This window comes from Streptomyces piniterrae, assembly GCF_005048155.1.
In the GTDB taxonomy this organism is placed as follows: domain Bacteria; phylum Actinomycetota; class Actinomycetes; order Streptomycetales; family Streptomycetaceae; genus Streptomyces; species Streptomyces piniterrae.
Genome location: NZ_SUMB01000006.1, coordinates 325,898 through 351,694 on the forward strand (window position 1 = coordinate 325,898; position 25,797 = coordinate 351,694).

The window sequence follows — 25,797 nt, forward strand, 5'->3', positions numbered from 1 at the left end:
GATGTCAGTATCTGCGGGAGGGCTCGGCGTTCAGAAGAGCGGCTGGTGCTGGGGCTTGCGCGGGCCGCGCCTTTCGGCCGCGCGGGCCTCGGTCTGGAGGTCGGACCAGGCACTGGCCAAGTTGTTGAACCGCTGCCCGCTCTCCGACCAACGGCGCCGGTCACAGATGCTGTAGAGGAGGTGAGCGAGATCGCGGATGGCATCCTCGTCGAACTCCCCACGCTGACGGATCCCGGCGAGCAGCTCACCGGCTGGTCCTACACCGGACTGCGCACCCTTGCCCTCAAGGACACGGGACAGGTGCATGGCCGCCTCCCACACGGAGATACGGGCATCGGTTTCCGGGGCGTAGGACTCCGGCAGGTCGGCCGGGGCGACGAGCCACACCTTGCTGTCACCGGACTGTGTGATGTGGGCGTCCTGGAGTCCCTTCACGGATACGTTGTACGCCTTCGCGAGCGTCTCCGCGTCCCCGAAGGCGCCCTTGTCCCACTGGAACTGCTCGAACCAGCGGATCGCCCACCGGGTGTCCTGGTCGAACTCGCCCTCCTGCTCGTTCAGTACGTCGGCGAGTACGTCGTTGATTAGCCCGAGCGCGGTACGTACGCGCATAGGGGAGCCGTCGGGTTCGGTGACCTTGGAGTACCGGGAGAACACCGCGATGCCGGGGCCGATCGCGGACTGGGGGAGGTCGACGGGGGCGAGGTTGCCCTCCTGCAACTTCCGAAGCTTGTCAGGGAGTTCATTGCGCAGGGCACGGAGGAAGCCTCGGCGGTCGGTGGAGCCGGCGGTGGCATGGCGGGGGCGGCAGGCCAAGACTACAGAGGAGGCGAGGGCATTGGAGCCGATGTCGCGGGAACGGCCGGCTCTCTCGGTACGGACCGGCCACGTGCCGGTGACTGACCAGCCGGCCTCGATGAGCCCGCTGAGTAGGGTCTCCCAACCGGTCGAGGCCGTGCCGTCCTCGGCGTCTGTCTCCGCCTGCTTGAACGCGTAGTACACGGTCAGCGGGTAGTCCGGGTGGTGTCCCTCACGCATGTGCGTGAAGGTCTCGACGAAGCCTCGTTCGAAGTGTCGCTCGGCGGCCTCCGAGCTTCCGTTGTGGCGGTAGGGAGAGGCGACGAGCTCGGACTCCTTCGGAGTCAAGATCGTTCCCATGATCTCGGAGTAGACATCGCCGAGAGAACGACGGAGCCAGACGTAGAAGAAGTCGGATAGGTCGGCGTAGGGGACGTTGTCGTAGTAGGGGGGGTCGGTGTTGATGACGTAGTTGTCGTAAGGGCGGGTGGTGGCGTCGGCCTGCGCTACACAGCCAGCGTTGATTGTCGGCAACGCGTCGATCACTCGCCCGGCAGTAGCCACAGAAACTTGCAGGTCACCAGCAGCATCAGCAAAGGGGCTGACCTCCACGAAGTCCCATGCCATGGGGATGGCCTGACGTGAAAAGAGATTCCGAGCTTGGTCGCGGCCGTTGGACCAGGTGACGATGGAGTTGTTCAGGTCCGCTGTCCTGCTGGACGCCAACGCGAGGTACAGCGCGACCGCCTTCCCATACTCGGCTGCCTCAGCCTGTTTCATGCCCGCGTCCCTTGCATCGTGCTCGACCTTTTCGCGGGCCTCGCTGACCAGGTTGCTGAAGGTGGTCAGAGCAAGCAACTGCCGGTCAGTGAAGAGGGAAGCGTAAGTCTCAAGCCCGTAAAGAGGTGGCGAGAACGACCGAGGATTAACCGGCAACCTCTCCTGCAGTACGTTCGCCACTCCGCCAACGGCCGCTGCCCCCTCGTGCTCCTCCGTTGCCTGCAGATAGATCCGCTGCTTCTTCCCCTCCGCCACCGTAGCCAGCAATCGCGCCCCCATCCGGCCAGCCACGCCTTCGGCCTTGATATACGCCTCGGTGGTCAGGTTCCCGCAGACCAGGCACGTGAACTTGGCCCCCCGCCCCTGCTTCGGCGGGTCGGGGGGCCCTTCAGGCCCATCGTGGATCTCGAACCGGATATCCCGGCCCTCAACCACGGGCTTGATCCATCGCGGCCTGTTTTTCTTCTTGGACAGCCACCAGGTGGTCACCAACGGCATCTCCACCCCACAAGCCGGGTCAGAACAAGTCACGGTCCGCGCCCAAAGCCAAGCAATGACCGGCGCCTCACTCCCGTCTTCCCGCTTGGCCTTTGGATAGTGAGAGCCGATCTTCGCGTACGCCTGCTCCCGCACCCACTTCCCGTACTGCCGCACATCCTCCGCGAGCCCGCTCGCCCCCCGCCAGCTCCCCTCGTGACGCAGCTCAGCAGTCGGAGACACCGGCTTGCGCCCCGCCCACTTCGGCGGGATCTCGATCAGTGCCTTGTTGATGACGACCGGGACGGGGTTCAAGTCACTCGCATGAGCCTGGAGCCCCAGCCGATTGGCCTCCAGCGGAATCGTGCCGCCCCCCGCGAACGGGTCGAGCACAGGCGGAAGAGGACCATCGCCATGCGACTCGGCGATCTTTTCCCGGACCTTGCGCATGATCCGCTCATCGCGCGCGGCCTCCCAGGGAACCATCTCCTCGATGAGGTCGAACAGCTCCTGCCGCGCGGCCTTCTGCTCCTCCTCCCGCGGATACAGGTCGGGCCGCGCGGACGGATCGTCGACGAGCTGGGCAAAGAGCATCGCGCGGGCAGCTGTCAACGGCCGGCGGGCCCACCACATGTGCAGGGTCGACGGATGCCCGTGCCGGATGGATTTCTCCCGCGCGGACTCCCGGTTGATCACCTCCAACGGGAGGGACACCTCGATGAGCTTGGTGCGGCGCTCCGGAGCCGAGGCCGTGTCTTCGGTTGCACCGCTCACTGCGGGGTTCCTCCCTTGTTCCAGGCGTCCTGCCAGGACAGCAGGAGCCCTTCGGTCTTCAGATCGCCGAAGTCGGTGTCGGCGAAGGCGTCGGTGAGGTATCGGATCTCGTCGTGTTCCGGGCCACGCGGGCTGACGGAGACCAGGGCAAGACGGTGGTGTTCGCCCCGGTTCTTGGCGACGAGGACCTCGTTGCGGCTGACATAGAAGTGTTCCGCTCCCTCCCGGCGGCCCTTGACCTCGATGTGCACGAGGTGACCGTCAAGACTAAGCGATCGGACGTCGTAGCCGGGATTGTTGTGGGCCATCTCCTCGGGGACGCGGCCCAGGCGGCGCTCGGCGCCGAGGACGGCGGCGACGGCACGGTGGTCGGTCTCGTAGCCGTCGGCTGCGAGCAGGGCGTCCAGTACGGCCCTCTCCGCCGGGGTCTCGGCGGGGCCGAGGTGCCGGACCAGCCAGCCGACCGGGACGACGAGCGCGCACCCGGCGACGACGGGCGGCCGGGCCTGGAGAGCCTGGTCCCTGTCGAGCGCTGTGAGGCGCTGCTCACGGCGCTGTTCGAGATCTTCGGCCCAGGAGCGGGCGATCTCGGGGCGGTGGCGGACCTTCTTGCCTTCGGCCTGATCAAGTTCGAGTTTCCCGGCCTGGGCGTACCAGAAGCTGATCTCCTGGCGCAGGCGCTGCTCGACCTGGGCGCGGGTGCGCTCAATGACGGGCAGGAGGCGGTCCCTGGTGCGGGTGAGGTGCTGGGGTACCGCCTCCCGCACAGCCCATTCCATGGCGCGGGCGGGGCCGCCGTCGCGCAGCCAGTCCTCCTTGAGCAGGATCGTAGCCGCCTCGGCCTCCCGCGGGGTGGGCGGGCGATAGTCGAGATAGGGCGCGGGGCCGGCGTCGTGGGCCGCGCCGTCTGGGTGGAGTTCCACGAACGCAAAGGAACGGTCGACCGAGCGGCCGTGCCCGTCAACGACATCCTGGACCAGCGCCGTCAGCAGTCGGGGGCGGGGGCCCGTATCGGAGGCGTCAATGAGGACCGTGCCCCGGGTGAGCAGGTCGCCGTGGCGGTGGACCGTCTCCTCCAGTACGGCGTCGAAGAGCGGGTGCCCGGGGGCGATCAGGTCGGCGCGGGCGGCGCCGGGGAGAGTCACGCGGTCGCGGTCGAAGCACACCCGCTCATAGCGGCGCTGCACGACTCCGCCGAGGCCGTGCCCGAAGCGGCCTGTGTCGCGTAGCACGGCGGGGATGTGGGTGATCTCGTACCGGCCGTTCTCCCTGGCCTTGAGATGGCCGCCGAGGCGGTCGAAGGCGTCGCGGAAGAAGGCCCGTACGTAGTGCGGGTGCAGCCGCTTGGCCTGGGCCTCCTCCATCCGCAGCCGGACCTCTTGGACGTCTTCCAGGCCCATCATGTGGGCGTCGAGCGCCAATCCCTTGATCAGCTCGACGGCACGTTCGCCGACCCGGGCGTCAATGACCTGGTCGAGGCGGCTCTTGACCTTGGGCTGATCGCCGTAGCGGATGGCCTGGAGGAGCAGGCCGCGCAGGGGTTCGCCCTCGAAGAGTTCGCCCAGGACGTTGTAGACCTTGCCCTCGTACGCCTTCGACTGCTGGTCGATCTTGTCGAGGAGCCGTTGGAAGACCTGGCCCTCGCGGGTGTCGGCAGCGACCAGGTTCCACAGGTGGCAGACCTCGGTCTGGCCGATGCGGTGGATGCGGCCGAAGCGCTGCTCGATGCGGTTGGGGTTCCACGGCAGGTCGTAGTTGACCATGAGGTGCGCACGCTGGAGGTTCAGGCCCTCGCCGGCGGCGTCGGTGGCAACGAGGACTCGGACCTCGGGGTCCTGGTTGAAGGCGTCCCGGATGTCCCTGCGGTGCGGGCGCGGGGTGCCACCGTGGATGGCCACGACCGCCTCCGGGCGGCCGATCAGGTTCCGGATACGGCGGCACAGGTAGTCGAGGGTGTCGCGGTGCTCGGTGAAGACGATCAGCTTGCGCGGGAGCCCTTTCTCGTCCCGGAGCAGCGGATCGTCCTGAAGGAGACCCGACAGCTCCCGCCATTTGCGGTCGTCACCGGAGGCCAGTACCCGCCCGGCGAGCCGCTCCAGCTCGCACAGCGCGGCGATCTCCAGCTCCAGCTCCTTCACTGTGCGGGCGGCGGTCGCGGCGTCGACGACCTGTTCCTCCAGCTCCTCCAGCTCACCGCCGGTCAGGTCGTCCAACTCGTCTTCGACGGGGACTGACGGGACGGGCGCGGGGGCTCCGGCGGGGGGCAAGGGGGGCTCGGAGAGCATCTCCTGGCGACGGGCCTGGAGCCTCAGCCGCCTGCGCTCCAGGGAACGGTGGATCGCCGCCGGACTGGAGGCAAGGCGGCGCTGGAGGACGGTGAGCGCGAAACCGACCTGGTTGCCGCGCCTGCCGTCCAGCCGCTCTGCCCGGTTCATCTCCTGGCGGACGTACTCGGTGACCTGCTCGTATAGCTCCTGCTCGGTGGGCGAGAGGGCGTAGGGAACTGTGTAGGCGCGGCGCTCGGGGAAGAGCCTCTTGCCGTCGAAGGTGAGCAGGTCCTCCTTGATCATGCGGCGCATCAGCCCGGAGACGTCATGCCGATGGATGCCCGCCCGGTACCGGCCGCTGAACCGGTCACTGTCCAGCAGTGTCATGAACAGCTGGAAGTCCTCCTCCTTGCCCGCGTGCGGGGTGGCGGTCATCAGCAGCATGTGCCGGGTGAGCCGGCCGAGGAGGCGGCCCAGCTCGTAGCGCTTGGTGGTCTTCAGCTCCGTACCGAAGTAACTGGCGCTCATCCGGTGTGCCTCGTCGACGACGACTAGATCCCAGCCGCTCTCTCCGAGTAGCCGCTGCAGGTCCTCGGAACGGGCCAGGGCATCCATGCGCGCGATGAGCCTCGGATGCCGGTCGAAGACGTTCCCGTCGATCGTGGCGTCGGTCAGCTGCCGGGTGAGCAGGGTGAAGTCCAGTCCGAACTTCTCCAGCAGCTCGTCCTGCCACTGCTCGACCAGCCCGCCGGGCGTGACGATCAGGCAGCGCTCCAGGTCGCCGCGGAGCGCCAGCTCCTTGATGTAGAGCCCGGCCATGATCGTCTTACCGGCGCCGGGGTCGTCGGCGAGGAGGAAACGCAGTGGGGTGCGCGGCAGCAGCTCGTTGTAGACGGCCTGGATCTGGTGGGGCAGCGGGTCGAGGAGGCTGGTGGACACGGCGAGCATGGCATCACCGCGCGCCGCCATCCGGATCCGCAGCGCCTCGGCCGCCAGCCGGAACAGCCCGGGGTCCGCGTCGAAGCCGCCGCCTGCCGCTATGGGTGCCGCCTCGGCCAGCCGGTCGACGTCGTCCTCGTAGAGGATCCGCTCCTCCACGATGCCGTCGGGACGGCGGTACGTTACCTGCGCAGCCGTCGGACCGAACATCCGCACAGCGACGACCGTGACGACACTTTCGGTGACGATGCCTGACACGGCATGCCCTGCCGCCAGATCGCCGAGGCGGAGCCGGCTCCGCTTAGGCATCTTTTGCTTTCCCCTCGGTTCCGCTGGCGAAGGTGGCCCTTCCTTGGCGTCAATGATGCCGTACCGAAAACGAGGGGCTCACGGGGTGACGGGTGACCCGGTGGCCACACAGCTTGGCCATGTCGTCGACATCCGAGGTCGCATGGCGCTGCTGCCATGGGGCAGCCTGAGCCAACGGCTGCGTCGATGGCGTACTTGTGACCGTGCAGTTCACCATCTCCATGCCAAGCGGACGCACCTCCGCGAGCAGAGCCACCACCGTCTCATCATCGCCGAGCCGCTTGGACAGCCCCTCGCCGTCGTGGGCGAGCGTTCCCTCGTGAATCGGCTTGCGGCGGGCCACCGTTCCCCAGCGAGCACATCGTCGATAACCTGCCGCGCCTGCTGCCCGCCCGCTGGGGAAGACCGTGCCCACCGTGAGCACCGGCGCGCGCCGCCATCACTGGCCTCCGCAGGAGTTTGTCAGCACCATCGTGCTGACACCGCAGAACGGAAAACCGGCATAAAAAGACCCCTCCAGCCATGTTCCCGTAGGTCGGAGTGAAGTGCGCGTAGATGCGACCCCGGAGCCGCGTACGTCCAGGCGTGCGTGCGAGCGACAAGCGTGTCGCCGCCGTCGGCCGGACCTAGCGATTTCGGGCGGTGGGGCAGTGCCGCGGAGCCCCGGCCAGACCTGGAAACCGAGAGCGAGTCTCAGCCGGGCGAGGGTGCCGAGGTCGGGCAGCACCCTGCCGCTGATAGCGCGACTGGTGGTGGAGTGCGTGATCCCCGTTGCCTCGGCCAGGGCCGTAGGTGCTGCCTGTCGAAGTTTAGGGCCCGCTCAAGATTGCGGGACAATCCCCGACCGTAGTGTCCACTGGCTGTATGTACTCAGCTGGCTGTCTGTACTCAGCCCCAAGCGGCGAGAAGCTCTTCGGGAGTGAGGTTGGTGACCCCTGTTGCTGTGCAGCCGTTGCGGGCGACTGCGAGGAGAGGGGTGCCGTCGTCGGCGCCGGGAAGTTGTGAGCGGTGGGTGATGAGGCGGGAGCGGCCGCGGTGGTCGAAGGGCTTGTTCTCCAGCCACTTGATGGATCCCACGAAGGTGATCTTCTTAGCGACGGGGGCGCGGTCGGCCCCGATGAGGTCGATCTCCGGATCGTTGGTGCGGGTCCAGTAGCCGCCGATCACTTGGGTGTTCTCGGGGAGTCGGTCGTCGCTCAGGCGTCATAGGGCTTCCCGGATGACGGGCTCGATGGCGCGCCCGCGCCAGGAGGTCCAGCTCATGCGGATGGTGTCGAGAACGCGATCGCCGCGGCCGCGTTCGACGGCGGGGATGCCGGGGCCGATGAAGGAGAGCCAGAAGCGTAGGTAGGGGTCGTCGATGCGGTATCGGGTCTCGCGGCTTGGTTTGGTAGACAGGGGAAGCTCCGCAGCGACCATGCGGCGCGTGGTGAGTAGTTCCAGGGAGCGCTTCACCGAGCCCGGGTGGAGGCCGCCGGCGGCCCGACCGATGAGAGTGAAAGTGCGTTCGCCGTGGCCGATGGCCCCGAGGACGGTGCGGGCTTGTGCTTCGGTGGGGAACTCGGTGGCCAGGGTGTGTTCGCCGCTGACGAGCAGCGCGGATGTGGGGCGGGCGAGGGCTTGTTCGAGGTAGTCCCATGGTCCGGCGCCGTGGGGCCATTCCTCCAGGACCAGGGGGAGACCGCCGGTGATGAGGGTGGGCGTCGAAGGCGTCAGCCGCGGTGAGGTCGAGCATGGTCGCGACGTCGCGAGGGTTGAGCGGAGGAACCACCATCTCGGTGCCGCGCTGTTAGAAGGGGCGTCCGTAGGTATTGGGCTGTTCCATCATGGCGACGTCCGAGCCGATGAGAATCAGCAGGACCGGCAGCTTGGTCAGGGTCCGGTCGAAGGCCTTTTGCAGGGCTCCCTCAAAGCTGGGGTCCTCACGTACGAGGTAGGGCATCTCGTCCAGTACCACGGCGCTGGGGGTATCGGTGGGGGCTGTGGCGAGCAGGTGCAGCGCCGCGTCCCAGCTCTGCGAGAAAAGCGGTCGGCGTCGGGCAGGGCGGAGGTGGCCAGTTCGGCGGCGAAGCCCGCCAGGTCCTCGTCGCGGGAGCCGCCGATGGCGGTGAAGAAGACGTGCGGGATCTCTGCCTGTTCCAGGAACTCTTCCACTAGGCGGGATTTGCCGACCCGTCGGCGCCCGCGGATCAGGATGGCGTCCTGTCGCCAAGTCCGTGGCTTGTTCGATTTTGGAGCTGGTGGTCCGGCTTCATGATCGTGTGGGGATGTGGACTCGGTGCAGGGTTCGATGGCGAAAATGGCCCCCCGTTCGAACAAACGAGGGGCCATATTCATGCTCTGACCTGCGGTGCAGTCAGTGCCCCCGGCAGGATTCGAACCTGCGACACCCGCTTTAGGAGAGCGGTGCTCTATCCCCTGAGCTACGGAGGCGGGGATCTGTCGGGAGTGTCTGAAATTATCTGGGCGGTGCCAGATGGCATCAGGGCTGATTCCCGTGCATCCAGGATGCGGGACCGCGGTCTCGCACCCGGGACAGTGTAGCGGGTGGCCTCCCTCGGAGGGTGGTGATCCCTCCAGGCGCGGCTGGGCCGGGTGGAGTGGCGGGGCGGCTGGTCGTCGTGGGCCGGGGGGCGGCCCTGGTGGTGGTGGGGGGGCGGGACGGGAGGGATTTCGCCTCGGCGGCCTGGCGGAATTCTTTTGTTCGTGTGCCGGATGCTGTTTGCGGGCGGGGTTTTTTCTGATGTGCGGTGGTGGTGGGGTGGCGTTTTTCGGCCTTGGTGTGGATGGCGTGGCAGGGGTCCGTGCTGGACGGGTCGGGGGCGGCCGGGTGTCGCGGGTCGCGCGCTTCGCCGTGAGTATGTGTGTATGTGTGTGGGGGGGCGGGACGGAATTCCCGGGAAATGGAACCGTAATCGGAATTCCGCTTGAGGCGGGGTCGAAGTGGGCTGGACCAGGGTGGGAGTTCCCGTTTTCTTGTGGCTGAATGATTCCTGGAAAGTCGCCGAATGGGGGGAAGGGCTCGGATGGACCGGGACATACGCAAGGTGGACGACGTACTCAGGCTCCTGGACGGCCTGTTCGCGCCGGAGGCCGATGGCTCGACGGCCGACGCCGCCGCCTGGTGGGACGATGTGTACGCGGACCGCTCCAGGGCGGTGCCGTTCTTCGTGCCGAAGCCGGACGAGAACCTGGTTTCGTACGTCGAGCGCGGACTGATCACCACGGGGCGCGCCCTCGATCTGGGGTGCGGACTGGGGCGCAATGCCGTGTACCTCGCCTCGCAGGGATTCGAGGTGGACGCGGTCGACATCTCTGCGGCGGCCATCGCCTGGGCCGAGGACCGCGCCCGCGAGGCGGGGGCCAAGGTCCGCTTCCACTGCGGGGACGCCTTGGCGCCGGCCGGGAGCGAACTCGATGGCCCCTACGACCTGATCTACGACTCCAGCTGCTTCCACCACATGCCGCCGCACCGCCGCATCAGCTACCTCGGCTTCCTCGACCGCGTCCTCGCCCCCGGCGGCCATCTCGCACTGACCTGTTTCGCGGCCGGGGGGATGGGGTCCGAGCTCAGCGATACCGACTTCTACCGCCGGACCGGCCTCCGAGGCGGCCTCTTCCACGGCGGCCTCGCCTACGCGCCGGAGTCCCTGCGCTGGATCTTCTCCGACCTCACCGAGATCGAGCTGCGCCGCATGCGCCACGAACTGCCGGAGTCACCCCGCTTTGGTGAGCCCTTCCTCTGGACGGCTCTGTTCCGACGGGACCAGCCGTAGGGATAGAGATACGGATAGGGATACGGGGGGCGATAGGGAGGCGGGTCGGGCGGTTGGGTGGGTCGTCGCCGGGACGATGCGTCCGGAACGGGCCTGCGCCCGCCGAGTTGGAGGCTCGACGGGCGGGGCGAGTTCGACGTTCAGAGGTTGGGCGTTCAGAGGTAGGACGTTCAGAGTGCGGTCATGTGCGTGATGGCCGTGAAGGCCACGCCGTTGTCCTGGTGGGCGTTGACTCGGATCGGCTGGTGGGGGGCGGAGGACGGGGCGCTGTCGGTGATTGCCTCGGCCTCTATCCAGCACGGGGAGTCGAACTCGACATAGCGGTTGAAGGAGATGTCCATCGACGTGGGGATGAGGGGACCCCACGTCGGCTGGAGGGCGAGGCCCGCCTGTCGTACGGATTCCAGGAGCACCATGCCCGGGACGTGGTCCACGGGATGGTCGAAGAGCACGGGGTGTGCGGTGTCGGCGCGCAGTTGCCAGCGGTGGGGTTCCTGAGTGGGTGTCAGAACGACGTCCTGATCCCGGTGGCGGCCGACGGCTCTTCGTGCGACGGGATCCGGTGGCTGCGGCGCGCTGGTGAACGCCTCCTCGATGTCGGCCCGGCCCGCGCGCAGGCGCCGGTAGACGGCGGGTGAGTGGCATCCGAAGCGGGTGCTGACCGTGGCGAGCGGCAAGCCGTCGCGTACCGCCTCGATGTGCATGGTCATCAGGGTGGGCAGGGACCGGTAGAACCGGATGTCCGAGCACGTCACATGCAGTTCGATCTCGGCCGGGGTGCGCTCTGTGCGCAGTACCTCGGGGTCGACCGTGTAGTGGAAGTGGGACCAGCTGAGCTGGTGGCCGAAGGGAACGTCGTACGCGACGTGGGTGAGCAGCGGGAACGTCTGGCGAACTGTCTCGCACAGCATCAGCGGATCGTGAACTCCGTGCTCGGAGCCGTAGAAGCTGTGGCTGCGCGGCCATTGGGCGGTGACGGTGAAGGAGTGGGATCCCGTTTTGCTCCAGTCGGTCAGAAACACTTCCGACAGAGCCGCCCGATGCACATATTCCTTGGCGACCGTCCTGGTCAGGGTCGGTCGTACAACTTCAGGGCGTTCGGTGGTGACGAGCATGCCTTATCCCCCTGAGGCGTGCGTATGTGGAGCCCCCGGCCTACCGGTCGAAGGCGTCGATCGGTAAAATACAAGGTGTTCGTTTTTTTTGTCGAGAGGGATCGAGGCGGCCTGGTGGGAGAGCCGAAGCAGGAACGGGCGGTGAAGACGCGGGAAGTGATCCTGCACGCGGCCGCGGAGATCTTCGACGAATGCGGCTACAGCGGGGCCAGCATCAGCAAGATCATGGCGCGCGCCAATGTGACGCAGGGCGGCATGTACTTCCACTTCAAGTCGAAGAAGGGCCTGGCCCAGGCGGTTCTGGCGCACCAGCAGGAGTTCGTGCACTTTCCCGGCGGGACCGCCGGTCTCCAGCGGCTGATCGATCTCAACTTCTTCCTCGCCCACGAGCTGAAGAACAACGTGCTGTTCCGCGCGAGCGTCCGACTCGCCGTCGAGCAGGGCGAGTTCGGGATGCGGGACGACACGGCCTACCAGGAGTGGGTGGAGCAGTTCCACGCGCACCTGTGCGTGGCGCGCGAACAGGGCGAGCTGCTGCCCGAGGTCAGTGAGCGCGAGTTCGCCAATGTGCTGGTGGGTGCCTACAGCGGCACGCAGATCTTCTCCAATGTGTCGAGCGGGCGGGAGGACCTGCCGGATCGGCTCGCCGCTCTGTGGCGCTATCTGCTCCCGGGCATCGCCACCCCGCAGGCCAGGGCGCGGCTGCGGATGCCCGCGAACGCGCGCGGGCTGGCCGCGTGAGGCCCATACGTGTGGTGCTGACCGGCGCCACCGGGTTCATCGGATCGGCGGTGTTCGATGAACTCGCCCGGTATCGGGACGGGTTGGGGGAAAGGCCGGGCGGTGGACGTCCGCGTGTCCAGGTCCGTGTGGTGGGGCGGCGCGCGCCGGAGGACGTCGCGGCTCGGGCGGACGAGTGGGTGTCCGCGGACCTGGCTCGGCCGGACACCGTACGCGGGGTCTGTGCGGACGCGGATGTGCTGCTGCACATGGCCGCGCTGGTCGGTTCCGACGAGGCGCAGTGCGAGGCGGTCAACGTCCGGGGGACCGCGGCCCTGATGGACGAGGCCGTCCGCTCGGGCGTCGGCCGGATCGTGCATCTGTCGACGGCGGCGGTCTACGGTCCTGGCCCGCACTGGGGGATCGCGGTGAACGAGGTCGTGCCGGCTCCGGTCTCCGCCGCGAGCCGCACCCGGCTCGCCGGCGAGGAGCACGCCCTGGCGGCCGGGGCGGCCGTCCTGCGCCCGGGGCTGGTGCTGGGGCGGGGGGACCGCTGGGTCGTACCGCTGCTGGCCGAACTCCTTGACGTGGTACCGGCGTTGTGGGACGGCGGGCGGGGGCGGCTGTCCGTCGTCGCGGTGGACGACCTCGCCCGGCTCGTCGTGCGTCTCGGGCTCGTCGCCGCACCCTACGGCGGGCCGGGGGTCTGGCACGCGAGCCACCCCGACCCGGTGAGCACCGGTGAGCTGCTGCGCACGCTCGCCCGTCACCGGGTCCTGCCGCCGCCGCCGAGTGCGCTGCCCTGGGACGAGTGCGTCAGACTGCTGCGCGCGGCGCACACGACGGCGAGCGAACGTCAATTCGCGCTTCTCGCACGTGATCACTGGTACGAGAGTCACGAGGTCTGGTGCGTCGCGGACTGTTCGCCGGGGCCGGGACCGCTGGTGCGGCTGGCCGACGCCGCCCCGTGGTACCGCTCCGCGCTCGCCGCCCGGACGGCGGGCTGACAGAAACCGACGCTCCGTCAGCTCCCTTCGGGTTCAAGGGGGCAGGGTGCCTTGCGTCTGCCGGCCGGACCGTCGGCGGACACTCCCGCGAGCGCCAGCCGCCAGACCCGGTTGAGCTGGGCGACCGCGCTCTCGAACGCCACCTCAGAGCCGATCCGGCTGCGCAGGTAGGCCTCGGAGCCGCTGGTCAGATACTCGACGAGGGTGATGACGTCGGAGAGCGGGGCGTCCTCGCGAAGTTGGCCGTTTTCCTGCGCACGGTCGAGGAGTTTGCGCACGGTCGGCAGCCATACGTCCGACCAGGAACCCATACCGGGGTGGTCGCGGCCCAGGCGGATGGTGGAGCGGACCGACGGCTCCTGCTCCATCAGCCGGGCCAGTTCGAGGGTGAGGTCGACGACCCTGCCCAGCGCGGGCAGGGGGTCTGTGGCCAGGTTCTCCAGCGCGGCCAGTGTGACCGATCTGCCCTGCTCCCGTACCGCGTCGGCCAGTTCGCGCTTGGAGGGGAAGTGGAAGGTGACAGCCCCGATGGACATGCCGGCCGCCGCGCTGATGCGGGCCAGTGACGTGCCGTCGTAGCCGGCCCGGTCGAATTCCAGGGCCGCCGCTTTGACCAGGGCTTCGCGCGTGCGCAAGGCCCTTTCCTGTTTCACCACGCTGTCTCCTGAATGGGGCTCTCGGCCGCCGGGCGCACGAGGGGCCCGGCGGCCGATCGTGGGCGCACGGCCCGACCGTCCCGCAGTGGGTTGATGATCACGTAAGGAGCCCTGATTGTGGGCCTCTTCCCGCCCTCGGCGAGCCGGAGTTGCTCAAGGTGTCCGGGAGTCTCCGCACGGGCGGTGAGGCGCCCGCTGCCTCCGCCCGTGGTGCCGCGCCGGTCACCTTGCGTCAGTGCCCGATCGCGCCGGGGCGGTGCTGAGTCCCGGTGGCGGCGGGCGGCGAAAACCGACTTGGCGAAGTGCATGCGACAACTCCCGTCAGTCACAAAAAAACAGGGCGTTCGTTATTGTATTGGGCAGCTGCAACAAGCCGACCAGGGGGGAACGCGCCATGGGTAGACAGGCTTTGACACACTCGAGCACCTCGGTGCCGGTCTTCGCGGAGAGGATCTTCGAGTGTCTGCCGCGAGCCGATCAGCGACGCTGGGCCCAGGCGTATGTGCAGGGCCTGCTCACCACCCCGGGCAAGAAGTCGGTCCGCCGGCTCGCCGAGGCGGTCTCGGACTCGCCCGCCGCATCCCAGTCACTGCACCAGTTGGTCAACGCCAGCCCCTGGGACTGGAATCCGGTCCGCGCGGAGCTGAGCAGATGGGGCGCACAGCAGGAGACCCCGCTGGCATGGGTGATCGACCAGGCGGTGCTGCGCAAGCGGGGAGAGCACTCGTGCGGAGTGCACCGCCGATTCCTTCCCTCCACGGGGCGGTCGGTCACCTGCCAGCTGGGGGTCGGTGTCTTCCTCGCCTCGCGCAGGGCGGCCGTGCCGGTCGACTGGCGCCTGCTGCTGCCCGGTTCGTGGAGCAAGGACCCGGAGCGCCGGCAGCGCGCCCGCATCCCCACCGAGCTGCGCACCCGCACTGTGCAGCAGCACGCCCTCGACCTGGTCGACTTCCTCGCCGACACCACCCGGACGGCACCGCCGCCGGTCGTCTGTGACCTCGACCCGGTCACCGAGACCGGCGCCGGCACCCTGGTGTACGGACTCGTCCGGCGCGAGCGCGACTTCGTGATATCCGTCCCCGACGACCTCCAGGTCATGGCCGGCCGGGACCTGCTGGTGCAGCTGCCCCGGTGCGGCGACGCCAACGGTCCGGTCCGCACCGCCCGCAGCCACTTCGAGAGCGACGAGGACGCGCTGATCCACCGGGAGACGGTGGCCCCTCAGGACGGCCGCTGCCGTCCCACGACGGTGATGTCCAGCGTCGTGCGCCTGCCCGAGCAGGGCCCCGCCGACGCCCGGACGCACCGCACCTACCGGCTCTTCGCGGCCCTGCCCGACGGCGGGGGCCGCCCGGCCCGGATCTGGCTGACCAGCCTCACGCACACGCGGATGGAGTCGGTGCTCGCACTGGTCCGGTTGCTGCCACGCGCGGGGGACGCGGTGCGCGAGATGACGGACGGCTTCGGACTGCTCGACTTCGAGGGCCGCTCCTACCCGGGCTGGCACCACTACATGACGCTGGTGTCCGCGGCCTACGCGTACAGCCGGTTCGGTTCGCGTGCCGCGGCGGCCGGAGAACGTCTCCTCGCCGCTGCCTGACCAGGCATGCCCGCCGGCGACCAGTCTTTCCATCGTTCTGATCAACAACCCCGCCCCGGTGGCGAGGTTCGACGTGCTGACGTAACGACAGGGGGAAAAGGCGTGGACATCGAAGTACTGGGCACCCTGGCCGTGAAGGAGAACGGAGTCTCCATCACGCCCACCGCACCGAAGTCACGACAGGTACTCGCCCTGCTGGCGCTGCACGCCGACCAGGTCGTGCCCGTCTCCGCACTGATGGAGGAACTCTGGGCCGACCGGCCGCCGCGCAGCGCCCGCACCACCCTCCAGACGTACGTCCTCCAGCTCCGCGAGCTCATCACGGCCGCGCTGCCCGAACCGGCACCGGGCGAGGAGCCCGTATCCGCCAAGGACATCCTGATGACCTGCCCGGGCGGCTACCGCCTGAACACCAGGGGCGGCACCAGTGACGTGCGGGAGTTCGAGCGGCTCGCCGGCCTCGGCTACCGGGCCATGGACGCGGGCGACCACCCGGGCGCGGCGCGGCTGCTGCGCGAGGCCCTCGCCCTGTGGAGCAGGGCGCCGTTCGCCGACGTGCAGGCCGGCGCCCAACTGGAGATGGAGGCCAAGCGGCTGGAGGAGAGCCGGCTGTGCGCCCTCGACCAGCGCATAGAGGCAGACCTACGGCTGGGACGGCACCGGGAGCTGCTCGCGGAACTCACCGTCCTGGTCAACCGGTACCGCACCCACGAGAGCCTGTGCGGACAGTTCATGCTCGCCCTGCAGCGGTCCGGGCGGCGGAGCGAGGCCCTGGACGCCTTCCGCAAGCTGCGCGACACGCTCGTTCGCGAGTTGGGGCTCGAACCCTCCGCGGCGCTGCGCCAGTTGCAGCGCGCGATCCTGCTGGCCGGCTCGGAGAAGGCGTCCGGAGCCGCCGAGCCCGCGCCCGTCTGACCGGCGGGGCCAGAGCATTTCCGAGGGGTCGCGGCCGGCCGCGGCGTCTGCAAATCCCTTGTGACCATTGCGTCTTACGCAACCGATATGCCCGCGGACGACGACGGGCGGAGCCGGGGTGGAGACGTGCTCGACAAGGGCTCAAGGAACCCGGGGTGGCCGTTTCCCGGCAGCTACGGTGGCCGAAGTCGTACATATCTTCGGGCAAGGATTCGAGAAGACTTCGACGAGTCAAAGGGGGAAACAGCCATGAGAATTCAGGCTCTGGGTCAATTGAATGCCGAGATCAATGGTGTCTCCATTGTTCCGACGGCGGGAAAGCCGCGGCAGATCCTGTCACTGCTCGCGCTTTACCCGGGTCGTGTGATGCCCGTTCCGACACTGATGGAAGAGATCTGGGACGCCGATCCCCCGAACAGCGCGCTCACCACGCTGCAGACCTACATATTGCAGCTGCGGCGCAGGCTCGGCACCGCCATGGGGCCCGATTCCCCGTGCACCGCCAAGGACGTACTCGCCACCCGGCACGGCGGATATGTGCTGCAGATACCGCCGGAGAGCACCGATGTGCACCAGTACGAGCGGCTGGTGGCGGCGGGCCAGGCGGCCTTCGAGGCCGGCGAGGACGGACGTGCCGCCGACACCCTGCGCCAGGCCCTGGACCTCTGGCAGGGCACCGCGCTGGTCGACGTACGCGTGGGCCCCGTTCTGGCCATCGAGGTGCTGCGTCTGGAGGAGAGCAGGCTGGTCACCGTGGAGCGGCGCATCGACGCCGATCTGCGCCTGGGGCGGCATGCCGAACTGATCGTGGAACTCATGGACCTGATCGCACGGCACCCGCAGCACGAAGGTCTGCATTCCCAGGCCATGGTGGCGCTCTACCGGTCGGGCCGGCAGGCCGCGGCCCTCGACGTCTACCGCAAGCTGCGCATGCGGCTGATCGAGGAGCTGGGGGTCGAACCGTCGCCACAGTTGCAGCGACTGCATCAGGCGCTGCTCACCGTGGATCCCGCGCTCGACGTGGCCGCGAGCCCCCGGCGCAGCTCGACCTTCGACCTCTACGCCGCCTGATCCGTCCCGCTGTCGTGATCGCTTCGAGCCCGCCTCTAGGGCCGTCGGCGAGCCTGATGAGGCCCGCGCAACGACAGGGGGCCGAGGAGGGCGGAGATGGCGGACACAGCACCACCCGTACGGCTGTACTGCTTCGCGCACGCGGGGGCGGGAGTCTCCGCGTTCCGCCGCTGGGCGCACAGCACAGGGCCGGGTGTCGAGCCGGTGCCGGTGCTTCTGCCGGGCCGTGAGGGCCGGCGCCGCGAACCGCGTCTGACGGACCGCGAAGCGCTGGTCGCGGATCTGCTGGAGCGCGTCCGTGCCGAGGACGGGCGGCCGTTCGTCATGTACGGGCACAGCCTCGGCGCCCTGGTGGTCCACACCCTCGTGCGGGCCATGCAGGAAACGGGACGGCCGCTGCCCGCGCTCGTCGCCGTCGGTGCCTGCCCGCCACCCGACGAGGCCAGTGAGCTCTCCGATGCCTGCGAGAGCTTCGACGAGGAGCTGATGGACCTGCTCCGCACCCTGGGGGCCTCGCCCGAGGGGACGGTGCCCGACGGGTACTGGCGCCGGGCCGTGCTGCCCGTGCTCCGCGACGACCTGCGGCTGGCACACGCACTGCGCGCCGCCGCCCGCGGAGCCGCGGCCGCGCACGGGCCGCTGCCGGTACCGCTGCTCGCGGTCTCCGGGGACCGCGACCCGCTGGCGCCGCGCGCGACGGTCGCCGGCTGGCGCCGGTGGAGCGCCGGACCGGTGGTGACCCGCACCGTGCCCGGCGACCACTTCTTCGTACGGGGCACCGCACTGCCCCGCCTGCTGGGCCGCGCCTGCCGTGTCGTACAGCGGTCGGGGAGCGGCCAGGAAACCCGCGAACCGGCCCTGATCCCAGGAGCACGGCGGTGAGCCGCGTCGACACGGGCGACGCGACCTCACCGGACCGATCCACCGCCCGAACATGCCGAGCACGAAAAGAGAGGCATCACATGCAACAGATCGACATCACCACCCTGGTCACCCTGCTGCGCAGCAGCGCGGGCGACAGCGACACCCATGACCTGGACGGTGACGTGCTGGACGTCCCGTTCGCCGAACTCGGCTACGACTCCCTGGCGCTGCTCCAGGTCACCGGGACCGTCGAGCGTGATTCCGGCGTCCCGCTCGACGAGGAGGCGCTGGACGAGGCGGAGACCCCGCGCCAGTACCTCGAGGTCGTCAACCGGGTGCTCTCCGCCCGCACGGCAGCCTGATCTCCGGCATCCGCAGGGATGCCCGCGTCATCGGGGGCGGGTCCGTCGGGCCCGCCCCCGCGTGTCGTTCCACCGGACCACGTGCGGGGCCTTTCCGGGTCGTCGCACGTGTCAGAGAAGAGGGGTGAACCGCCGATGCCCGTAACGGCCCTGCACCGCACATCGCATCAGATCGACGTGGCCGCGCCCGCCGGAGTCGTCTACGGACTCATCGCGGACGCGGTGCGCTGGCCGCTTTTCCTCGCCCCGAACGTGCATGTGGAGCCGCTGGATCTGGAGGGCTCCGAGCAGCGCCTGCGGGTGTGGACGCTCGCCAACGGCCGGGTCACGTCGTGGGTCACCCGGCGCAGACTCGACCCCTGCGCCCGTCGGATCGACTTCCGCCAGGAGATGTCCGCGCCGCCCGTGGAGAGCATGTCCGGCACCTGGAGCGTCGAGCAACTCCCGGACGGCTCCGCGCGGTTGACCCTGCTGCACGCGTTCTCGGTGGCCGGCGACCGGGCCGAGGACGTCGCCTGGGTGGAGCGCGCCCGGGACGCCAACACCCGCGCCCAGCTGGCGAACCTCAAGGAGTTGGCCGAACGCTGGACCGTCCTCGACGACCTCGTTCTCACCTTCGAGGACGCGGTGCGCGTGAACGGACCCGCCGAACTCGTCTACGACTTCCTGTACCGGGCAGGGGACTGGCCCGAAGTCCTGCCGCACCTGAAGCGCGTCGACCTCGTGGAGGACGTGTCCGGCATCCAGATGCTGAGCGCCGACACGGTCATGGCCGACGGCCGCGAGCACACCATCAGGTCCGTGCGGGTGTGCTTCCCGCACGGGGGCCGGATCGTGCACAAGCTGACCGAGCCCCCCGCGCTGATCGCCGCGCACGCCGGGGAATGGTCGGTCGAGCCCGACGAGACGGGTGTGACGGTCATCGCGCAGCACCATGTCGTGCTCCGCGAGCAGGACATCGCACCGGTGCTGGGCGAGGGCGCCGGTCTCGCCGCCGCCCGCCGGTATGTGCGCCACACGCTCGGCCGTGCGAGCACCACCATCCTGGGCCTGGCCAAGCGGCATGCGGAGAGCGCCGTCCGCCTGCCGCTGCGGGGCTGACCGGAGCCGCCATGACCCTCACCGCGGACACCGGCGCGGACGAGTGCACCACCGCACGACGCCGCGCCACGCGCCTCGACGCGCTGCTCGGTGACCCGTACGACCCGGTCAACCCGCACGGTTTCGCGGCGTTCGCCGCCGCCGACCGGGACCGCCGCCCGCCACGGGACACCGAGCTGCTGCTCGCCGAGGCGGGGCTGGCGGCCGAGTTCGTCCCCGCCCGGTACGGTGGCGCGCTGACCCGCGCCGACCTGCTGATGCGGGTGCTGCGGCCGGTCTTCCGGCGCGATGTGGCCCTCGGCTTCGGGTGCGGCGTCACCTCGCTGTTCGCCGCCTCCGCGGTGTGGACCGCCGGCAGCGACGCACAGCGGCGCGCCACCGCCGGGCTGCTGCTGCGCGGCGGCCGCGCCACCGTCGTACACCCCGGGCTCACCACGGGCGGCGGAGTCCTGCGCGACGGGTTCACCGTGCGGCGGCCGGCCGGTGGGGGCCTGTCGCTCAGCGGCCGCAAGGACGTGATCATCGATGCGGGGCGGGCGGACGCCTATGTCGTCCACGCGCGCACCGCCGCCCCCGGCCCCCGCGACCACTCCGTGCTGCTCCTCGACCCCGCCCGGCTCCCGGACGAACGGGCGCACCGGCTGCCCCGGGTCGCGACCACGGGGATGCGCGGCGCGGTCTTCTCCGGGCTGCGGTTCGCCGACTGCCCGGTGCCGGACGACGCGCTCGTGGGCCGCCCCGGCGAGGGCGCCACGCTGGCCCTGCGCACCAACCAGGTCAACCGGTGCCTCGTCGCCGGTGCGGTGCTCGCGGCCGTCGACCCGGTGCTGCGGGCCGCCGTGCGCGCCGCCACCGAAGGACGCACCGGGCCACCGGCCCGTCGCTGGCACCGGCCGCTCGCCGGGGTCTTCACCGACCTGCTCGCCTGCGACGCCATGGCGACGGTGTGCCTGCGGGCGACGAGCCTGCTGCCCGACCGCGCCCATGTCCCGGCCGTGGCCGCCACGTACGTGGTACCGACCCTGCTGGCGGACGCACTGGAGGAGCTCTCCACCCTCCTCGGCGCACCCGGCGGTCGGGCCGGCGACCTCTCCCACGGCACGCTCGCCAAGCTGGTGCGCGACCTGCCGGCCGCGGGTCTCGGGCCCGCCGGCGCCGCCGCCTGCCAGGCGGTGATCGTCCCGCAGCTGCGCGCCCTGGCGACCCGCTCCTGGTTCGCCGAGGCCGAACCGCCGCCCGGACTGTTCCGCGCCCTGGCCGAACTGCCCCCGCTGGACCACAGCTTGCTGACGTTCGCGGAGGGCGGCGACTTCCTGGCCGCGTCCCTGGCCGGCTCCGCCGAGCGGCTCGCCCGCGCCCGGTCCGCCGGCGGCCCGATCGCCCTGCTCGGGCGGCTCGCCGACGCCTTCCTCGGCGAACTGCGCCTGCTGCGCGAGCAGTGCGCCGCGCTGCCCGGACGCTTCGGCGCCGCCCTGTCGGGACCGGCGGCCAGTGCGCTGAGCGACCGCTACGGGCTGGTGGTCACGGCGGCCGCCGTCCTCGGCGTCTGGGAAGGGCAAGAACAAGAAGGGGATGCCCCGTTCCTCGCCGACCCCGGCTGGGCCGTGCTGGCCCTGTCCCGGCTCGGCCGACGGCTGGGAATCGCGGTGCCGGACGTGCCGGCGGACTGCGTCGCAGGCGTCGTCGACGAACTGCTGCGGCGGCACCGCACAGGACGTGGCCTCGACCTCGACGGCATCGAACTCGCCCGGTGACGCGGCAGGAGGGGGCCCGGATGACGCAGGCGCGGCGGATCACACCGCCCGTGCACGTCGGCGGTCCCGCCGGCCCCTGGCACGGCGTCCGCGACGGCATGGCACGGTGCGGCAACGCGGTCGTGTTCACCACCTGGGGGGAGTGGCTGACCGCTGTCGTCACCGAGCCCCGGCTGCGGCTGCTGCTCGGCCGCGACTGGCAGCGCTACCGGCGTACCGCCCATCCCCTGGTGCGCCACCGGTTCGCCGCCGCCCGGCTCGTCCTCAAGTACACGGCGGCGGCCGCGCTGGGCACCGAGGCCGCGGAACTGGACCTCGCGTACAAGATCGGCGGGCGGCCGCATCTGCGCGGTCTGCGGCAGGTCGAGGTGAGTCTCACCCATACCGGTGACCTCATCGTGGTGGGCGTCAGCCGCACCGGAAGGATCGGCGTCGACACCGAACCGCTGTCCCGCGGCCTCTCCTTCGACGTGCTGCGCGACCGCATGTGCACGCCCGCGGAACAGGCCGCGCTGGACGGCCTCGACGGCCCGGAACAGACGGCCGCCCTGCTGCGCCTGTGGACCCTGAAGGAGGCCTACACCAAGGCGCTGGGGCAGGGACTGCGGCTGGCCTTCACCGAGTTCGGCTTCGCTCCCGGCGCCGAGGGGGAGATGCCGCCGGGCCGGGACCACGGCCTGCTCGCACCGGACGGCACCCCGGCCGCCCACGGCGCCTGGGCCTTCGGCACCTACCGGGCACTGGGCCGGTATCTGGTCAGCGTGGCCTGCCACGGCACAGGTCCCGGGCCGGGACCCGGGGCCGCCGCCGGCGACCTGTGCGACGAGCGGTCCATGAGTCTGGTGTCACAACTGTTACCGCGGGAAACATTCCTGCCGTAGAGCCGCATCAGCGCCGCTCAGAGGCGGCTCCAGGATGTCTGGAGGCCGCGGGCGCCGGCTCGGGCACGCGACTAACGTGCCCGATGCACACATCTGCGATCGGGAGCGCGAGGAGGTACGCCGGGCTTCCGCGCACAAGACAACAGGAGGGAGCGCCCATGACGAGCAGCCACTCCACAGACGGGTCGATGACCGTGGTCGCCGCAGGCCCGGTCCTCCAACTCCACGGCACCCTCGACCCCGCCGCGCTGGAGACCGCACTGGCCCGCTTCGTCGCGCGCCAACGGGACCTGCACACCTGGCGGATCGGCACCGACAGCGCCGAACACGCCGAACACCCCGAGGCGGAGGGCGTGCTGCGCGCCCGCCTCGAACGTCACGGCCCCGCGCACCACACCCTGCGCCTCACCGTCCAGCCCGCCGGAGAGCCCGCACGACCGGGCCAGGACCTGCCCGCCGGGCTCCTCGCCGACCTGCTGGCCGGGCCGGCAGGACCGGTACCGCTGAGCCCCTGCCAGCGCGACATCCTGCGTGCCGCGCCCGGCGACACGGCCCGTGCGCACCACGGCGTGCTGCTCCGGCTGCCAGGACCGGTCGACGGGGACACGCTACGGCGCGCCCTGCGCTCCGTCGTCGCCGCCCACCCGATGCTGTCCGCCCGCATCGTCCCGGCGCCCGGGGAGCGGATGCTGCTCACCGCCGAAATGGCCCGCGAGGCCGGACGGTACGACCCGCTGCGCACCGCGGAGTTCACCGACCGCGCCGCATTCGACCAGGCCGTCGCCGAGACCCGGCGCGGCCTCGACCCGCACGCCGGGGTGCTGCTGCGCGCGCTGCACGCCCGGGGCGGCGGTGCCGGATTCCCGGCCGGCGACCTGCTGTTCCTCGCCGTGCACGACCTCGCCGCCGACACCGCCTCCTGGCCCGTCCTCCTGGAGGACCTGGAACGGGCACTGGACGCGCTCACCGCCGGCACGCCGCCCCGCCTGACGAGCGACGCGGGCCGGTTCGAGGAGTGGACCGAGCGGCTGCGCGCGATGACCGCGGACGCCGACGAAGCCGCCCACCGGCGCGGTGCCGCCGGCGACCGGTCCGCCGCCGGGCCGCGGCCGCCCGCGTCCGGGCCCGACGGGCCGCAGGTGCGCCACACCCGCTTCGCCCTGCCGGTGACCGAGACCAGCATGCTCACCGGAGTCCTCCCGGCCCGCTACGGGCTCTCCGTCGCCGAACTGCTCGCAGGGGCGGTCGGCCAGGCGCTGGCCCGCTGGCGCGGGACCCACGACCTCGCCTTCGACCTGCGCACCGACGGGCGCGACGGCCTCCCCGGATACGCGCGCGCCGTCGGCCCGTACACCCGCGTCCGCCGTATCCGGCTCGACAGCAATCGGCATCTGACGCCCGACCGCTATCTCGCCGCCGTCGCGCCCGCGCTCACCGGTGACGCCGACCCCGCGCCGCCCGGCGGGCCGCGCGCGGCGGCCTGCTTCACCCACCATCCGTCGGCCGAACTCCTGCCGGGTTCCAGCCGTTTCACCCTCGCCGGACCCGCCCCCAGCAGACTGCCCCAGCCGGCCGGCGGCGCCTCCCCGTACGGGGTGCAGGTCCGCAGCCATATCGAGCACGGCAGGCTGCACGTACAGGCCGAGTGGTGCCCCGGTGCCGCCGACGGCGTCGACGAGACCTCCGTGGACGCGCTGTGCGGCCGGCTGCGCTCCGTACTGGAGTCGTTGGCGGACTCGGGCGCGGACGACACGCCCGTACCGTCCGCCGGGCCGACCGTCGCCGCCACGCCCCGCCAGCGTGAACTGCTCGCCCAGTCGCCGGCCCACCCCGGCGCCGGACACCACGTCGAACAGCTCCACTGGACCTGGCACGGGCCGCTGGACAGCGAGCGGTTCACCGCCGCGTGGCAGGCGGTCTTCGAGCGGGAAACGCTGCTGCGCGCCGCCTTCGACCGCCACGACCACTCCCGGATCGTGCTGCACGACCGGGCCACCGCGCAGGTCGTCCGCCTGGCGCACACCGACATGAGCTGGGCCCGGCTGCGGGAACGCGACCGCCGCCGCGGCATCGACCTGTACCGGCCGGGAGCGCTGCGGGTCACCCTGCTCGACGGCCCCCCGGGCGACGGCGAAGCGGCGGACACCACGCGGGTCCTGCTCACCTACCACCACGCCCTCGTCGACACCTGGAGCGTCCGGGTGCTGCTGCGCGAGTTCTACCGCGCCTATCTCCACGACGGCTCCCTCGGGGGCGGCGAGCGCCGCCCCGACCTGCGCGACTACACGAGCTGGCTGGGCGACCAGGACCCGTCCCCGGCACGGGACTTCTGGAGCCGCGCGGCCGCCCGTCCCGGCACGGCACTCCAGCCGGCCCGTCCCGGCGCGCCCACCCGGCTCACCGGTTTCGGACGCACTTCGAGACGGCTGCCACAGCCCGAAGCGGCCCGGCTCGTCCACTGGGCGGCGTCCTGGGGCGTCACCGAGAGCACGGCGGTGCAGGCCGCCTGGGCCCTGCTGCTGCACCGTGCCACCGGCGCCACCGGTCCGACCACGGTGACCTTCGGCGTCTCCGTCGACGGCCGGGGCATCCCCCTGGAAGGCGTCGAGCGGCTGCCAGGCCCGCTGTCCGGCGTCCTGCCGATGACCGTCGACGTCGATCCGGCGGCCACCGTGCCCCGGCTGCTGGCGGCACTACGGGACAGGACCCTCGACATGGCCGCGCACGACTGGATCGGCGCGGAGCACATACGCGCCTGGAGCGGCCGCCCCGCTGACGAGGCGCTCTTCGGCACCGCCGTCGACTTCGAGCCCCGCAAGCCCCCGCCGGACGATCTGGTGGCACAACTCGCCGCCCGGGGCGTCCGGGTCGATCCGCCGCAGAGCACCGGCGCCACCAGCACGCTGCCCGTCAGACTGGTCGTCCGCTACGACCACCTCGGCGGCCTGCTGCTGACCGCGGTCCACGACCGCGGGCGCCTCGCCGACGCCGAGGCGGCGAAGATCCTCGCGCAGAGCAGACAGCTGCTGCGCGCGTTCGTGGACGGTGCCGACGCCACCAGGCCCGTCGCCGAGGTGCTGAACGCACTGCCCGGCGCCGACGTGCCGAGGATGGCGGCGGAACCGGGGCCCGACCGGGGTGTGCTGACCGAGTTGCGCCGGGCCGAGCGGCCCGACGCCGGGGCCGTGTGTCTCGTCCCGCCGCCGGGTGCCACGCCCGCCGGCTACCGCGCCCTCGTGGCGAGCCACACCGGGCCGGAACAGCTGCTCGCCGTGCGCTCCGCCACCGAGGCGCCCGACCGGGCGGCACGCGAACTGCGCACCGCATGTGCCCTGGGCCACCGCCTCGTACTGGCCGGCTGGTCGGGCAGCGGACGTCTCGCGCACGAGATCGCCCGGCGCGTCGGCAGCGACGACGGGACCTGCCCGCTCGTGGTGACGCAGGGCGCGGGACCCGCCGACGCCGACGGCCTGGCCCACACACTCAGCCACCTGGGCAGCGGGCCGGACGAGGAGGTCCGACCGGACGACCGCGGCCCCGGTCCGTCCTCGGTCGAGCATCTCTCCAAAGACTCTTGAGGCCGCCGTGTGACCGTGTGCCGATCCGCATCACGTATCGGGAAGTGAGGAGG

At 70.7% G+C, this 25,797-nt stretch carries 19 protein-coding genes, 1 tRNA gene and 1 pseudogene; 12 read left to right on the top strand and 9 right to left on the bottom strand.

Annotated elements, in window-relative coordinates; translation table 11 throughout:
• Nucleotides 1-30 precede the first annotated feature (30 nt).
• From FCH28_RS19965 to FCH28_RS19985, 7 genes and pseudogenes are all read right to left on the bottom strand, one after another.
• Entirely contained in the window at nt 31-2,829 is a 2,799-nt protein-coding gene (locus FCH28_RS19965) for a DUF1156 domain-containing protein (RefSeq protein WP_136741407.1), read from the bottom strand.
• A complete protein-coding gene (locus FCH28_RS19970; protein WP_136741408.1) occupies nt 2,826-6,344 on the bottom strand; it encodes a helicase-related protein in 3,519 nt (1,172 codons plus the stop codon). Before FCH28_RS19970 ends, FCH28_RS19965 begins: the two co-directional genes overlap by 4 nt.
• Before the next feature lie 49 nt (nt 6,345-6,393).
• A pseudogene (locus FCH28_RS19975) lies at nt 6,394-6,687 on the bottom strand (hypothetical protein).
• Between the two features lie 545 nt (nt 6,688-7,232).
• Nucleotides 7,233-7,511: a hypothetical protein gene (locus tag FCH28_RS38535; RefSeq protein WP_246103029.1), complete on the bottom strand. Its 279-nt coding sequence runs from the start codon at nt 7,509-7,511 to the stop codon at nt 7,233-7,235.
• Between the two features lie 36 nt (nt 7,512-7,547).
• Entirely contained in the window at nt 7,548-7,799 is a 252-nt protein-coding gene (locus tag FCH28_RS38540; protein WP_187363874.1) for a hypothetical protein, read from the bottom strand.
• A 334-nt stretch (nt 7,800-8,133) separates the two neighbouring features.
• Complete coding sequence (locus tag FCH28_RS38545) at nt 8,134-8,301, bottom strand: hypothetical protein (RefSeq protein WP_187363875.1); 168 nt, start codon at nt 8,299-8,301, stop codon at nt 8,134-8,136.
• Between the two features lie 403 nt (nt 8,302-8,704).
• Nucleotides 8,705-8,777 (bottom strand) — tRNA-Arg (locus tag FCH28_RS19985).
• A 593-nt stretch (nt 8,778-9,370) separates the two neighbouring features.
• On the opposite strand from FCH28_RS19985, the gene FCH28_RS19990 reads away from it, so the two are divergent.
• On the top strand, nt 9,371-10,120 hold the full coding sequence (locus FCH28_RS19990) for a class I SAM-dependent methyltransferase (protein WP_136741409.1): 750 nt from the start codon (nt 9,371-9,373) through the stop codon (nt 10,118-10,120).
• 170 nt (nt 10,121-10,290) lie between these two features.
• On the opposite strand, the gene FCH28_RS19995 is transcribed toward FCH28_RS19990, so the two are convergent.
• Entirely contained in the window at nt 10,291-11,235 is a 945-nt protein-coding gene (locus FCH28_RS19995) for a ScbA/BarX family gamma-butyrolactone biosynthesis protein (protein ID WP_187363876.1), read from the bottom strand.
• 141 nt (nt 11,236-11,376) lie between these two features.
• Between FCH28_RS19995 and FCH28_RS20000 the strand changes: the two genes are divergently transcribed.
• Together FCH28_RS20000 and FCH28_RS20005 are read left to right on the top strand one after the other, a co-directional pair.
• A complete protein-coding gene (locus tag FCH28_RS20000) occupies nt 11,377-11,976 on the top strand; it encodes a ScbR family autoregulator-binding transcription factor (RefSeq protein ID WP_425471967.1) in 600 nt (199 codons plus the stop codon).
• A complete protein-coding gene (locus FCH28_RS20005; protein ID WP_136741411.1) occupies nt 11,973-12,962 on the top strand; it encodes an NAD-dependent epimerase/dehydratase family protein in 990 nt (329 codons plus the stop codon). Before FCH28_RS20000 ends, FCH28_RS20005 begins: the two co-directional genes overlap by 4 nt.
• 17 nt (nt 12,963-12,979) lie before the next feature.
• Here the strand turns inward: FCH28_RS20005 and FCH28_RS20010 are convergent, their stop codons facing one another.
• Complete coding sequence (locus FCH28_RS20010) at nt 12,980-13,597, bottom strand: TetR/AcrR family transcriptional regulator (RefSeq protein WP_187363877.1); 618 nt, start codon at nt 13,595-13,597, stop codon at nt 12,980-12,982.
• Between the two features lie 415 nt (nt 13,598-14,012).
• Here FCH28_RS20010 and FCH28_RS20015 point away from each other — a divergent pair, with 415 nt between their 5' ends.
• From FCH28_RS20015 to FCH28_RS20055, 9 genes are all read left to right on the top strand, one after another.
• Nucleotides 14,013-15,218, top strand: coding sequence for an IS701 family transposase (locus tag FCH28_RS20015; protein WP_136741412.1), 1,206 nt, complete (start codon nt 14,013-14,015; stop codon nt 15,216-15,218).
• Nucleotides 15,219-15,320: 102 nt separating this feature from the next.
• Nucleotides 15,321-16,133, top strand: coding sequence for an AfsR/SARP family transcriptional regulator (locus tag FCH28_RS20020; protein ID WP_136741413.1), 813 nt, complete (start codon nt 15,321-15,323; stop codon nt 16,131-16,133).
• 249 nt (nt 16,134-16,382) lie between these two features.
• Nucleotides 16,383-17,204 (top strand): AfsR/SARP family transcriptional regulator, encoded by an 822-nt coding sequence (locus tag FCH28_RS20025; RefSeq protein ID WP_136741414.1) that lies wholly within the window; start codon nt 16,383-16,385, stop codon nt 17,202-17,204.
• A gap of 96 nt (nt 17,205-17,300) precedes the next feature.
• Nucleotides 17,301-18,086: a thioesterase II family protein gene (locus tag FCH28_RS20030; RefSeq protein ID WP_136741415.1), complete on the top strand. Its 786-nt coding sequence runs from the start codon at nt 17,301-17,303 to the stop codon at nt 18,084-18,086.
• 80 nt (nt 18,087-18,166) lie between these two features.
• On the top strand, nt 18,167-18,430 hold the full coding sequence (locus tag FCH28_RS20035) for an acyl carrier protein (protein WP_136741416.1): 264 nt from the start codon (nt 18,167-18,169) through the stop codon (nt 18,428-18,430).
• A gap of 135 nt (nt 18,431-18,565) precedes the next feature.
• Complete coding sequence (locus tag FCH28_RS20040) at nt 18,566-19,531, top strand: aromatase/cyclase (RefSeq protein WP_136741417.1); 966 nt, start codon at nt 18,566-18,568, stop codon at nt 19,529-19,531.
• Between the two features lie 11 nt (nt 19,532-19,542).
• A complete protein-coding gene (locus tag FCH28_RS20045) occupies nt 19,543-21,285 on the top strand; it encodes an acyl-CoA dehydrogenase family protein (RefSeq protein ID WP_136741418.1) in 1,743 nt (580 codons plus the stop codon).
• Between the two features lie 20 nt (nt 21,286-21,305).
• Complete coding sequence (locus FCH28_RS20050) at nt 21,306-22,166, top strand: 4'-phosphopantetheinyl transferase family protein (protein ID WP_136741419.1); 861 nt, start codon at nt 21,306-21,308, stop codon at nt 22,164-22,166.
• 158 nt (nt 22,167-22,324) lie between these two features.
• Nucleotides 22,325-25,744 (top strand): condensation domain-containing protein, encoded by a 3,420-nt coding sequence (locus FCH28_RS20055; protein ID WP_169314207.1) that lies wholly within the window; start codon nt 22,325-22,327, stop codon nt 25,742-25,744.
• Nucleotides 25,745-25,797: the final 53 nt, after the last annotated feature.